This window comes from Falsiroseomonas oryzae (assembly GCF_027856955.1).
GTDB lineage: Bacteria > Pseudomonadota > Alphaproteobacteria > Acetobacterales > Acetobacteraceae > Falsiroseomonas > Falsiroseomonas oryzae.
In genome coordinates, this window is sequence record NZ_JAPSMD010000148.1 from 1 (window position 1) to 11873 (window position 11873).

13 protein-coding genes are annotated in these 11873 nt (G+C 72.5%); 11 read left to right on the forward strand and 2 right to left on the reverse strand.

Annotated features, from left to right (window positions below):
* From OZN99_RS15390 to OZN99_RS15440, 11 genes are all read left to right on the forward strand, one after another.
* A partial coding sequence (locus OZN99_RS15390) for a (2Fe-2S)-binding protein (protein WP_270936130.1) occupies positions 1 to 439 on the forward strand: 439 nt, incomplete at its 5' end.
* Positions 440 to 497: 58 nt separating this feature from the next.
* Positions 498 to 1607 carry an NAD(P)/FAD-dependent oxidoreductase gene (locus OZN99_RS15395; protein ID WP_270936132.1) on the forward strand — a complete coding sequence of 370 codons (1110 nt, stop codon included), beginning with the start codon at positions 498 to 500 and terminating at the stop codon, positions 1605 to 1607.
* Complete coding sequence (locus OZN99_RS15400; RefSeq protein ID WP_270936133.1) at positions 1604 to 2599, forward strand: ABC transporter ATP-binding protein; 996 nt, start codon at positions 1604 to 1606, stop codon at positions 2597 to 2599. The genes OZN99_RS15395 and OZN99_RS15400 overlap by 4 nt, the downstream gene beginning before the upstream one ends.
* Entirely contained in the window at positions 2592 to 3284 is a 693-nt protein-coding gene (locus OZN99_RS15405; RefSeq protein ID WP_270936134.1) for an SDR family NAD(P)-dependent oxidoreductase, read from the forward strand. The genes OZN99_RS15400 and OZN99_RS15405 overlap by 8 nt, the downstream gene beginning before the upstream one ends.
* Complete coding sequence (locus OZN99_RS15410) at positions 3281 to 3556, forward strand: (2Fe-2S)-binding protein (protein ID WP_270936135.1); 276 nt, start codon at positions 3281 to 3283, stop codon at positions 3554 to 3556. The genes OZN99_RS15405 and OZN99_RS15410 overlap by 4 nt, the downstream gene beginning before the upstream one ends.
* Positions 3553 to 4914, forward strand: coding sequence for an FAD/NAD(P)-dependent oxidoreductase (locus OZN99_RS15415; protein ID WP_270936136.1), 1362 nt, complete (start codon positions 3553 to 3555; stop codon positions 4912 to 4914). The genes OZN99_RS15410 and OZN99_RS15415 overlap by 4 nt, the downstream gene beginning before the upstream one ends.
* On the forward strand, positions 4911 to 6032 hold the full coding sequence (locus OZN99_RS15420; protein ID WP_270936137.1) for an NAD(P)/FAD-dependent oxidoreductase: 1122 nt from the start codon (positions 4911 to 4913) through the stop codon (positions 6030 to 6032). Before OZN99_RS15415 ends, OZN99_RS15420 begins: the two co-directional genes overlap by 4 nt.
* Positions 6033 to 6054: 22 nt before the next feature.
* Positions 6055 to 7602, forward strand: coding sequence for an ABC transporter substrate-binding protein (locus OZN99_RS15425; protein ID WP_270936138.1), 1548 nt, complete (start codon positions 6055 to 6057; stop codon positions 7600 to 7602).
* 35 nt (positions 7603 to 7637) lie between these two features.
* Positions 7638 to 8579 (forward strand): ABC transporter permease, encoded by a 942-nt coding sequence (locus OZN99_RS15430; RefSeq protein ID WP_270936139.1) that lies wholly within the window; start codon positions 7638 to 7640, stop codon positions 8577 to 8579.
* Positions 8576 to 9472 carry an ABC transporter permease gene (locus OZN99_RS15435; RefSeq protein ID WP_270936140.1) on the forward strand — a complete coding sequence of 299 codons (897 nt, stop codon included), beginning with the start codon at positions 8576 to 8578 and terminating at the stop codon, positions 9470 to 9472. The genes OZN99_RS15430 and OZN99_RS15435 overlap by 4 nt, the downstream gene beginning before the upstream one ends.
* The gene (locus OZN99_RS15440) at positions 9469 to 10440 is read left to right on the forward strand and encodes an ABC transporter ATP-binding protein (RefSeq protein WP_270936141.1); all 972 of its coding nucleotides are present in this window, start codon (positions 9469 to 9471) and stop codon (positions 10438 to 10440) included. Before OZN99_RS15435 ends, OZN99_RS15440 begins: the two co-directional genes overlap by 4 nt.
* 14 nt (positions 10441 to 10454) lie before the next feature.
* Here the strand turns inward: OZN99_RS15440 and OZN99_RS15445 are convergent, their stop codons facing one another.
* Entirely contained in the window at positions 10455 to 10760 is a 306-nt protein-coding gene (locus OZN99_RS15445) for a hypothetical protein (protein WP_270936142.1), read from the reverse strand.
* 28 nt (positions 10761 to 10788) lie between these two features.
* Positions 10789 to 11873: glycosyltransferase family 2 protein (locus OZN99_RS15450; RefSeq protein ID WP_270936143.1), on the reverse strand; the 1085-nt coding region annotated here is incomplete at its 5' end.

The following is an 11873-nucleotide window of genomic DNA, read 5'->3' on the forward strand; positions in this document are numbered from 1 at the left end:
CGCCGCCATCGCCGGGCGCCTCGCCGCGCTGGACGCCGCGCGCGCCCTCGGCCGCATGACGCCGGACCAGCGCGACGCGGAGGCCGGGCGGTGGCGCATGGCGCTGAACCGCCAGCTTGCCCCGCGCGCCTTCCTCGATGCGCTGTTCCCGCCATTGCCGGCCGCCGCGATCCCCGACGAGACCATCCTCTGCCGCTGCGAGGAGGTGACGGCCGACCGCGTGCGGGAAGCGGTGACGCTCGGCTGCCTCGGCGCCAACCAGACCAAGGCCTTCACCCGCACGGGCATGGGGCCCTGCCAGGGCCGCGTCTGCGGGCCGGCCGTGCATGCCGTGATCGCCGCGGCGCGCGGCGCCGACCCGGCGGAGGTGGACCCCTTCCGCACGCGCTTCCCGACCAAGCCGTTGACGCTGGGCGAACTCGCCGCCCTGGCGACATGACCGCATCCGATGATCGGAGCGCTGGCAGGCGCGGAGGTCTGGGCCGGATGCGAGGCCGATGAACCGCGCCGTCGTCATCGGTGGCGGGCTGCACGGCCTGTCCACCGCCCTGCACCTGGCGCGCATGCCGGGCTGGCAGGTGACGGTGCTGGAACGCCGCCATGTCGGCCGCCACTCCTCCGGCGTGAATGCCGGCGGCGTGCGGCGCCTCGGCCGCGACCTGCGCGAGATCGCGCTCTCCGTCGTCTCGGCGGAGATGTGGCAGGACATGCCCGCCCTGGTCGGCGACGATTGCGGCTTCACGCCCGGCGGCCAGGTGAAGGTGGCGGAGAGCGAGGCCGACCTGCGCAAGCTGGAGGCCCGCGCTGAACAGGTGCGCGCGCTGGGCTGGACGCATGAGGAGGTGGTGGACCGCGCCGAGGTCCGCCGCCTGCTGCCCGCCGTGGCGCCGCATGTCGTCGGCGCGCTGGTCACGCGCGGCGACGGCTCCGCCGACCCCATGCGCACGGTGATGGCCTTCCGCCGCGCCGCGCAGCAGGCCGGCGCCACCATCGTGGAGGGCGCCGGCGTGACCGCCATCGAGCGCACGGCCACGGGCACGCTGCGTGTCGTCACGCCGGACGCGACGCACGAGGCCGAGCGAGTCGCCAACTGCGCCGGCGCCTGGGCCACGACGGTCGCGCGCATGGCGGGGGAGGAGATCCCCTGCGGCGTCAAGGCCAGCATGATGATCGTGACGGAGCGCCTGCCGCGCTTCTGCGAACCCACGGTCGGCGCCGCCTCCCGCGCCTTGTCCTTCAAGCAGACGGCGAGCGGCACGGTGGTGATCGGCGGCGGCCACCAGGGGCTGAACGACCCGGAGACCGAGACGTCCACAGTGCTGTTCGACCGGCTGGCCCATGCCGCGCGCATCGCCGCGGAGCTCTTCCCCTGCGTGGCCGGCGCGCGGATCATGCGGACCTGGACGGGGACGGAGGCGCGCACCGCCGACGAGATCCCGGTGATCGGGGAAAGCACCACCATGCCGGGCCTGTTCCACTCCTTCGGCTATTCCGGGCACGGCTTCCAGCTTGGCCCGGCCGCCGGCGCGGCGGTGGCGGAACTGATGGCGCGCGGCGCTACCAACCTGCCCATCGCCCCCTTCACCCAGGCCCGCTTCGCCGCATGACGCCCGCCATCGGCACGCCCGCTCTGGCGATCAGCGGCCTCACCACGGAGTTCCGCATCGATCGGCGCTGGTATCCGGCGGTGCGCAATCTCTCGCTCACCCTGATGCGCGACGAGACGCTGGCGCTGGTGGGCGAAAGCGGCTGTGGCAAGTCCGTCACCGCGCTCTCCGTCATGGGGCTGGTGCAGCCGCCCTATGGGCGCGTCGCGCGTGGGCGGATCGTGCTGGACGAGCGCGATCTGGTCTCGCTGCCGGAAGCGGAGATGGAGCGGGTCCGCGGCAACCGGATGGCGATGATCTTCCAGGAGCCGATGACCTCGCTGAACCCGGTGATGACCGTGGGCGACCAGGTGGCGGAATCGCTGCGCATCCATCGTGGCATGGACCGCGCCGCGGCGATGGCTCGCGCGCGGGAGCTGTTCGAGGAGGTGAAGATCCCCTCCGCTGCGCAGCGCCTGAACGAGTATCCGCACCAGTTCTCCGGCGGCATGCGCCAGCGCGTGATGATCGCCATCGCGCTGGCCTGCAACCCCGCCGTGCTGCTGGCCGATGAGCCGACAACGGCGCTCGACGTGACCATCCAGGCGCAGGTGCTAGGGCTGCTGGCCGATCTGCGCCAGAGGCACGGCACGGCGGTGCTGTTCATCACCCACAACCTCGGCGTCGTCGCCCAGATCGCCGACCGCGTTGCGGTGATGTATGCCGGCGAGATCGTGGAGCAGGGGCCGGTCGGCGCGATCTTCGCCAGTCCGCGGCACCCCTATACGCGCGCGCTGTTCGCCGCGATCCCGCGCCTGGACCAGCCGCACCAGGCGCTGGCCGCCATCCCAGGCCGCGTGCCGCCGCTGGATGCGATGCCGCCCGGCTGCCGCTTCGCCCCGCGCTGCCCGCTGGCGCGCACCGGCTGCGAGCGGGAGCAGGTGCTGGCCGAGGTCTCGCCCGGCCATGCCGCGCGCTGCCACGTCGCCACCGGAGCCTTTGCCGATGCTTGATCCTGTCGGCCGCGTCGCGATGGTCAGCGGCGCCGCGCGCGGCATCGGGCGGGAGGTGCTGCGACGCCTGCACGGCTCGGGCTGGCTGGTCAGCGCCGGGCTCCGCGACCCCGCCAGGCTGCCGCACACGCCTGACATGCTGGTGCATCGCTACGAGGCGGAGGAGGAGGGCAGCGCGGAAGCCTGGGTCGCCGCCACCATCGCCCGCTTCGGCCGCGTGGATGCCGTGGTGAACAGCGCCGGCATCAACCCCATGGCGCGCCTGCTGGATGCCGACGAGACGCCGCACGACGCCATGTGGCGCGTGAACGTGAAGGGCCCGATGCGCGTGATCCGCGCTACTTGGCCGCATCTGGTGGCCAGCGGGGAGGGCAGGGTGGTCAACATCGCCTCGCTGTCCGGCAAGCGCGTGGCGAACGAGAACCTGGGCTACGCGATGAGCAAGTTCGCCGTGGTCGCCCTGACGCAGGAGGTCCGCCGGCTCGGCTGGGACCACGGCATCCGCGCCACCGCGCTCTGCCCGGGCTTTGTTGCCACCGACATGACCGCGAGGGCGAACTGGCCGCGGGAGAAGATGAGTCGGCCGGAGGATGTCGCCGTGCTGGTCGAGACGGTGCTGCGCCTGCCGAACAGCGCGACCGTTGGCGAGATCAGGGTGAACTGCCGCTTCGAGGCGCTGGCATGACCGTGGTCCGCGTGCTGGAGGCCGACCGGCCGCGCATTGTCCTGGCCGTGGATGGCGTGCCGCTCGAGGCGCGGCAGGGCGACACGCTGCTCACCGCGCTGCTCGTCGCCGGGCTGGACGGCGTGCGGACCAGCGAGTTCGGCGACGGCCAGCGCGCCGGCTTCTGCTGGATGGGCGCCTGCCAGGATTGCTGGGTGCTGCTGGAAGGCCGCGGCGTGGTGCGCGCCTGCACCACCCTGGCCGAGGAAGGCATGCGGGTGACCCGGCGATGAGGGTGGCTGTCGTCGGCGCCGGCCCGGCCGGCGTCCGCGCCGTGGAGCAGTTGCTGCGTGCCGGCATCGAGCCCGCCTGGATCGAGGAGGCGCCCGACGGCGGCGGGCGCATCTACCAGCGTCCGCCGCCCGGCTTCGCGCGATCCCACCGCGCGCTCTACGGCGCCGATGCGAAGCGGGCGCAGGCGCTGCATGCCACGCTGGATGCGCTGAAGCCGCGCACGGATTGGCGGCCGGAGACGCTGGTGTGGAACATCCGCCCGCGCGATGGCGTGCTGGACGTCGTCACTCGCGGCACGCGCCCGGGCGAGATCCGCTTCGACGCGCTGATCCTCTGCACCGGCGCGATGGACCGCATCGTGCCGGTCCCCGGCTGGACCATGCCCGGCGTGACGACGCTGGGCGGCGCGCAGATCGCGCTCAAGGCCCAGGGTGCGGCGATCGGCGCGCGCCCGGTGTTCGTGGGGACCGGCCCGCTGCTCTGGCTGGCGGCGCTGCAGTACGCCAAGGCCGGCGCGTCCCCTGCGCTGGTGCTGGACACCACCTCCTTCCTCACCAAGCTGTTGGCCACGCCCGGCCTGTTGTGGAACACGCCCACCTTCCTCCGCGGCCTGCGCTATACCGCTGCGCTGCGCGCCCGCGGCGTGACCATCGCGGAGGACGCGACGCCGCTGGCGATCGAGGGCGAGGGCAAGGTCGCCGCACTGCGCTGGCGCGATTCCGGCTGGCGGGAGCATGTCGCGCCCTGCGACGCCGTTGCCTTGGGCTGGGGCCTGAAGCCGGAGGCGCAACTGGCCGACCTGGCCGGCGTGCCCTTCCGCTTCGACGCCGCCCAGCACAACTGGGTACCCGAACGCGACGCCGCAGGCCGCTCGCCGGTCCCCGGCGTCTATCTCGCCGGCGACGGTGCCGGCATCGGCGGTGCGGAGGTCGCTGAACACGCCGGCGCGCGCGCCGCGCTGGCGCTACTGGAGGACCACGGCCGCAGCGTGGACCTGGCCCTGCGCGGCCATCTCGACGGCCGCCTGCGCACCGAGGCGCGCTTCCGCGCGGCGCTGGAGCGTGCCTTCCCCTTCCCGGCGCATCTCGCCCGCCGCATGGCGGATGCCACGATCCTCTGCCGCTGCGAGTCCGTGACCGCCGGCGAACTGCGGGAGGCCGCGCGGCTCGGCGCGCCGGAAGTCAACCGGGCCAAGGCGCTCAGCCGCGTCGGCATGGGACGCTGCCAGGGTCGCGTCTGCGGCCCGCCCGCGGCGGAGGTGCTGTCGGAGGCGCTGGGCATCCCTGTCGAGCAGGCCGGCCGCCTGCGCGGGCAGCCGCCGGTCAAGCCGCTGCCCATGCCGATGGTTGCGCCGTGACCCGCGCCGATGTGCTGATCGTCGGCGGTGGTGGCGCGGGTTGCGCGGCCGCGCTCTTCCTCGCCCGGCGCGGCGCAAGCGTGATCCTGCTGGAACGCGGACAGGTCGGCAGCCAGGCGACCGGCGTGAACTACGGCGGCGTCCGCCAGCAGGGCCGCCACCCCGCCGGCATCCCGCTGGCCCGCAAGGCGCGCGAGATCTGGTCGCGCCTGCCGGAGCTGACGGGCACCGATGCCGAGTTCGATCCCTGCGGCCACCTGAAGCTCGCCCGCAGCGAGGCCGACGAGGCGGAGCTGCTGCGCTGGAACGCCATCGCCGCGGAGCACGGCCTCGTCACGCGCATGATCGGCCGCAATGCCATCCGCGCCGACCACCCCTATTTCAGCGACCAGGTCGTGGCCGGCAGCCTGCTGGCCGAGGATGGCTGTGCCAATCCGCGCCTGCTCTCACCTGCGCTCGCCCGTGCCGCGCGGTCCGCCGGTGCGACGGTGCTGGAGAATCACGCCGTCACCGCGCTGTCCCATCGCAGCGACGGCTTCATGGTGGAGGCGGGCGGCACGACCTTCGCGGCACCGGTCCTGCTGAACTGCGCGGGCTTCTGGGGCGGCCAGGTCGCCGCGGCCTTCGACGAGCCCGTGCCGATCCAGCCGCTGCATCCGAACATGCTGGTGACGGAGCCCCTGCCGCGCTTCTGCCCGCACAGCCTGGGCGTGGTCGGCGGCGGGCTCTACCTGCGCCAGATCTCGCGCGGCAACGTCGTGTTCGGCGGCGGGCGCGGATCCGGCGATGAGGAGGGACTCGTGACGCGGCCCTCCGCCACCGCCACCCAGGCCAGCATGGCCGATGCCGTGCGGCTGATCCCACGCCTGGCCGGCGCGATGGTGATCCGCAGCTGGACCGGCACGGACGGCACTTTCGCCGACCACTTCCCCGTGCTCGGCCCGTCCCGCACCACGCCTGGCCTGATCCACGCCTTCGGCTTCTGCGGCGAGGGCTTCCAGCTCGGTCCCGGCGTCGGGCTGGTGCTGTCGGAGCTGGTGCTCGACGGTCGCAGCGACGTGCCGCTGGAAGCCTTCGACATCGGCCGCTTCGCGCGGCAGGATGCGCAACAAGCTTGAACACGAGGAAGGGAGAGCACCCATGAAGGGGCTTCGCGCAGCATTGCTCGGCACGGCCTTCGCCGTCGCCGCCACCGCCGCCGCGCAGGCGCAGTCCGGCCCGACCCTGCGCGTCGGCATGGCGGCGCAGGATGTCGGCCGGCTGGATCCGCACTTTGCCGTCTCCACCATCGACCGTGTCGTGGTCGCCTGGATGTTCAGCGGCCTGGTGCGCTTCAAGCCCGGCTCCATTGACCCCTCGGAGATTGAGCCCGACCTGGCGGAACGCTGGGAGACCAGCGCGGACGGTCGCACCTGGACCTTCCACCTCCGCCGCGGCGTGCAGTTCCACGGCGGCTTCGGGGAGCTGACGGCAGAGGACGTGGTGTTCAGCCTGCGCAAGTCCGGCACCGCCGCCAGCTCCGCATTCGCGGCCGATTTCCGCGCCTTCCAGACCGTGGAGGCAGTGGATTCCCACACCGTCCGCATCGTCCTGCGGGAGAACGTGCCGAGCCTGCTCGGCATCCTCACCAACTATTCCGGCGGTTTCATCGTCTCCCGCCGCGCGGTGGAGCAGCGCGGCGCCGATTTCGTGCGCGCGCCGATCGGCACCGGCCCCTTCGCGCTGGACCGCGTGACGCCGAACCAGAGCGCGGAGCTGGTGGCCCATGCCCAGTATTTCCGCGGCACGCCCCAGCTCGGCCGCGTCAGCTACCGCTTCATCCCCTCCGACGCCTCGCGCGACCTGGCCTTCCAGAACCGCGAGCTGGACGTGAACTACGGCCGCGCCGACCAGACCTGGATCAACCGCACCCGCCAGGTGCCGAACACCGTCGTGGACGTCTTCGAGCCGGGCGAACTCGCGATCCTGAACCTCAACACGCGCCAGCCGCCCTTCAACGACATCCGCGTGCGCCAGGCGCTGGCCCATGCCGTCAACCGGGCCGAGCTGGTGCGCTTCCGCGGCCAGGACGTGGCGCGGGAGGGGCAGAGCGTGGTGCCGCGCGGCTATCTCGGCTTCGCCCAGCAGCCGCTGCTGCCGCCCGACACCAACCGGGCCCGCCAGCTGCTGGCCGAGGCCGGCCACCCCAACGGCCTGACCGTGCGGGTCATCCACACCCAGCTGCCCGAGATGCTGACGATGATGCAGGTCATCCAGCAGCAGCTCCGCCGGTCCGGCATCACGCTCGACCTGCAGGTGGTGGAGCACGCCACCTTCCACCAGCAGATCCGCCAGGACCTCTCGCCGCTGGTCTACTACTCGGCGGCCCGCTTCCCGGTGGCCGACATCTACCTGACGCAGTTCTGGCACGGCCGGTCGCGCGTGCAGACGCCGACCGCGGTCACCAACTTCTCCCATTGCGACCAGGCCGATGCGCAGATCGACGCCGCGCGCGTCAGCACGAATGTGGAGGAGCAGAAGCGGCTCTGGGCCGAGGCGCAGCAGATCCTGGTGCAGAATGTCTGCGGCGTGCCGCTGATCGAGACGCTGCTGGTCTTCGCCCGCCGCGACAACGTGGACTACGGCTACCAGCTGCGCGGCTCCATGTCGCTCGGCCCGGTGATCACCGAGCAGACGCGGATCCGCTGATCGTGGGTCTGCACGCGGCCGCCGGGCGACGCTGAATGGTCTTCTTCTTCGTCCGACGGCTGCTGGCCGCCGTGCCGACGCTGCTGGCGGTGCTGACGCTCGTCTTCGTGATCGTCCGCATCGTCCCGGGCGACCCGGCACTGGTGATCCTGGGCGACCAGGCAACGCCCGAGGCCGCGGCCGCGCTGCGCGCGCGGCTCGGCCTGGACCGGCCGCTGTGGGAGCAGTACCTGTCCTTCCTCGGCAATGCGCTGACTGGGGATTTCGGCAATTCCCTCGTCACGGGACGGCCCATCCTGGCAGAGGTGGGTGCGGTGCTGCCGCACACCATCGACCTGACCGTCGCGGCGATGCTGTTCGGCGTGATCATCGGCGTGCCCGTCGGCATCTGGGCCGCGCTGCATCGCAACCGCGCGATCGACGTGGCGGCGCGCATCCTCTCGCTCTTCGGCCTGTCCTTCCCGGTCTTCGTCTCCGGCATCTTCGCGCTGCTGCTCTTCTCGCTGCACTGGCGGCTGTTCCCGGTGATCGGCAGCGCGAACCTGGACGATCCCGCCGACCGGCTGCACAAGCTGGTGCTGCCCGCGGTGACGCTCGGCCTGGTCATGGCTGCCTACATCACCCGCGTGACGCGCAGCGCCATGCTCGCCTCCCTGTCGGAGGACTACATCCGCACCGCGCGCGCCAAGGGCGTGCCGTGGCGGCGCGTTGTCTGGGTGCACGGGCTTCGCAACGCCTCGCTGCCGATCGTCACCGTGGTCGGGCTCTATGTTGGCATCCTGCTCGGCAACTCCGTGCTGACGGAGATCGTCTTCAACCGCCCCGGCCTCGGCAAGATCATCGTGGGCGCGCTCAACCAGCGGGACTACACGATGCTGCAGGGGCTGATGGTGATCTACTGCTTCCTGATCGTCGTGGTGAACGCGGTGACGGACCTGCTCTACGGCGTGCTCGACCCCCGGGTGCAGGCCACATGAGCGCCGCATCGGACAGCCGCACCCCGGCCGAGGCCGTCGCGCCCCCGCCGCCCGCCGCCTGGAAGCGCGCGCTGGCCAAGGCGCGGTCCAACCCGACGACCATGGTCGGCGCGCTGATCTGCCTCGCGATCCTGCTCGGCGCCGTGCTGGCGCCCTGGATCGCGCCGCACGACCCGGCGGAGCAGAACATCCTGGACCGGCTGCTGCCGCCGGGCGGCGACTACCCGCTCGGCACCGACCAGTTCGGCCGCGACATCCTGTCGCGCCTGCTCTGGGGGGCGCGGATCTCTCTCTCCGTCTCGCTCTCCGCCATCGCTATCGCCATGGTGATCGGCGGCGCCATCGGCATGGTCTCCGGCTATATCGGCGGGCGCTTCGACCTGATCACCATGCAGGTGATGGACGTCCTGCTCTCCTTCCCGTCGCTGATCCTCGGGCTGATCGTGGTGGCGCTGCTCGGCCCGGACCTGGTGAACCTGATCGTCGCCATCGCGCTGACGGCCATCGCGCCCTTCGCCCGCATCGCCCGCGCGCCCACGCTCGCGCTGAAGGAACGCGCCTTCGTGGAGGCCGGGCGCGCCCTCGGCTTCAGCCACACCCGCATCCTGTTCCGCCACATCCTGCCGAACATCACCTCGGAGGTGATGGTGATGGCCACGCTGTGGCTCGCCACCGCCGTGCGGGTGGAGGCATCGCTCTCCTTCATCGGCCTCGGCGTGAAGCCGCCGACGCCGACCTGGGGCGGCATGACGCGCGACGGCTTCGAGAACATCCTGGATTCCGCCTGGCTCGCCACGCTCCCGGGGCTGGCCATCCTGCTGCTGGTGCTCGGCCTCAACATGGTGGGCGACGGGCTGCGCGACGCCACCGATCCGAAGCTGCGCAACGAATGAGCGCCGTCCTCGAAGTCGACGGGCTGCGCAAGCACTTCGTCACGCGCAAGGGCTTCCCCCGACCGAAAACCGTGACGGTGCGCGCGGTGGAGGACGTCTCCTTCCGCATCGCGGAAGGCGAGGCCTTCGGCCTGGTCGGCGAATCCGGCTGCGGCAAGTCCACCGTCGCCCGCGCCCTGCTGCGCCTGACGGAGCCCGATGCCGGCCGCGTACTCTACCGCGGAGAGGACCTGCGCACCGCCTCCGGCGCGGCGCTGAAGGCGCTGCGCCGGCGGATGCAGATCGTGTTCCAGGACCCCTATTCGTCGCTGGATCCGCGCCAGTCCATCGGCTCCGCCCTGGTCGAGCCCATGCGCGTGCACGGCATCGCGGAAGGTGCCGCCGCGCGCCGCCGCGCCGCCGCCCTGCTCGAGGAGGTCGGCCTGCCCCCCGCGGCGCTGGACCGCTTCCCGCATGAATTCAGCGGCGGCCAGCGCCAGCGCATCGGCATCGCCCGCGCCCTGACGGTGGAGCCCGAGCTGATCGTGGCGGACGAGCCGGTCTCAGCGCTCGACGTCTCGGTGCAGGCGCAGGTGCTGCTGCTGCTGAAGGAGCTGCGGCAGCGCCGGGGCCTGTCCTTCCTGTTCGTCAGCCACGACCTTTCGGTGGTGCGCTGGTTCTGCGACCGCGTGGCGGTGATGTATCTCGGCCGCATCGTAGAGGAGGGGCCGGCCGGCCGCGTGCTGGCCGACCCGATGCATCCCTATGCCCGCATGCTGCGAGACGCCTCCCCCGTGCCGGACCCGGCGCGCCGGGCGGAGCTGCCGCGCATCCTCGGCGAGATCCCCTCGGCCGCGAACCCGCCGTCCGGCTGTCCCTTCCACCCGCGCTGCGTGCACGCCATGGAGGTCTGCGCCCGCATCCTGCCGGCCTGGACGCCGGCACCCGGAGAGGGGCAGGGCGGCGTCGCCTGCCACCTGCACGGATAGGGCGGCCCGGCGCGCTACATCGCGCCCGCGATCCAGGCCGCGCCATCCTCCGGCAGGCCGGCGAAGGCCGCGCCGTCGCGCATCGGCACCACCATGACCAGCCCCGGTTCCTTGTAGCCCCGTCGGGCCATGCCGCTGCGGAAATGGGCCAGCAGGTAGTCGGCGGAGAGATCGGTGGAGACCAGCGTCGCCTCCTCCGTCGGGGCCCAGTGCGAATCCGCCACTTCCCACACCGCGTCGCGCAGCGCGGCGCGGCTCGCCGTGTCGGCGGCACTACCAGCGGCCTCATCGGGCCGGTGGATCACGAGATAGAGGGCCATGGCGGCTCCGCAGGCGGGGCGCGCCAGACTACACCGCCCGCCGCGGCGCTTCACCCCGGGCCGCCTGCCAGTCCGCCGTATCCTCCATCAGCCCCAGCGCGACCAGCTGCTCCGGCCCGCGATAGGCCCGCGCCGCAGGGCTGCACAGCGAGAACTCAGGCTCCGTCTCCATGCGTTCCAGGTAGCGCCGGTACTCGCGCGAATCGTCCCAGTGCGCCCGCCGCGCCACGGCGTCCTGCGCGCGCGCATGGAAGTCCTGCAGGAACTTGAAGTGCAGCAGCACGCCGCTCGGCTGCCGTGGCGCCATCGCCATCGGGGCCAGGCGATGCGTGGAGGCGAGGAGCGCCGCGCCTTGCCGCCAGCGCAGAAGGGGCACCTTGGTCAGCGTGGGGGAGCGTGGCGGCGCCAGGCGGGCGAAGCGCGTCGATTGCGCCAGGCCCGGCAGGCGAAGCCCCAGGTTGAACAGGCGCTGGTGCAGCCAGCGCAGAGTCCGGCGTGGATCGGCCTCCGGGAAGAACAGGCGCTCCCGCACGCCGCCATAATCCAGTGCGTGCGGGAAGTCGGTGATGCGTTCCCGCCGCAGCGTTGGCGGCTCGAACATGCAGGCCGACTCGACCAGCGGCGTCCCGGCACGATAGGCGCAGCGCAAGAGCGGCCCCGGCGGGAAGCAGTCCAGCGTCACCGTGCGCAGCGCCTCGCTGCCCAGCGTGTCGAGATGCGCGGTCAGCGCGCGCAACCCGACCCGGTCGCTGCCGGGAAAGACCAGCTGCTCGTCCACGTCCAGCACCAGCACCCAGTGGCCGCGCGCATAGGCATCCAGCAACGCATTGGTCCAGGCGACGCCGAAGCCTGAGGCCGCATAGTCGTCCTCCGCCAGCACGACATGCGCCCCCGCCGCAGCAGCGATCTCCCGGGTTGCGTCGCGCGATCCGTTGTCCACCACGATCGGCCGGTCCACGCCGAGCTGCCGCAGCCGGGCCAGCGCGTCCGGCAGCCGCAGCGCCTCATCGCGCGCCACCAGCAGCGCCAGGATCTCGCCCGGCCGGGGGGCCGGCGCACCGCCGGGTGCGCGCAACATGGACGGCAGCGGCGGTGCCGCGAGCCTGCGTGGCG

Coding starts and splice junctions, on each gene's coding strand:
- OZN99_RS15395 (WP_270936132.1), top strand. CDS start 498: ATGAACCGCGCCGTCGTCATCGGTGGCGGGCTGCACGGCCTGTCCACC.
- OZN99_RS15400 (WP_270936133.1), top strand. CDS start 1,604: ATGACGCCCGCCATCGGCACGCCCGCTCTGGCGATCAGCGGCCTCACC.
- OZN99_RS15405 (WP_270936134.1), top strand. CDS start 2,592: ATGCTTGATCCTGTCGGCCGCGTCGCGATGGTCAGCGGCGCCGCGCGC.
- OZN99_RS15410 (WP_270936135.1), top strand. CDS start 3,281: ATGACCGTGGTCCGCGTGCTGGAGGCCGACCGGCCGCGCATTGTCCTG.
- OZN99_RS15415 (WP_270936136.1), top strand. CDS start 3,553: ATGAGGGTGGCTGTCGTCGGCGCCGGCCCGGCCGGCGTCCGCGCCGTG.
- OZN99_RS15425 (WP_270936138.1), top strand. CDS start 6,055: ATGAAGGGGCTTCGCGCAGCATTGCTCGGCACGGCCTTCGCCGTCGCC.
- OZN99_RS15430 (WP_270936139.1), top strand. CDS start 7,638: ATGGTCTTCTTCTTCGTCCGACGGCTGCTGGCCGCCGTGCCGACGCTG.
- OZN99_RS15435 (WP_270936140.1), top strand. CDS start 8,576: ATGAGCGCCGCATCGGACAGCCGCACCCCGGCCGAGGCCGTCGCGCCC.
- OZN99_RS15440 (WP_270936141.1), top strand. CDS start 9,469: ATGAGCGCCGTCCTCGAAGTCGACGGGCTGCGCAAGCACTTCGTCACG.
- OZN99_RS15445 (WP_270936142.1), bottom strand. CDS start 10,760: ATGGCCCTCTATCTCGTGATCCACCGGCCCGATGAGGCCGCTGGTAGT.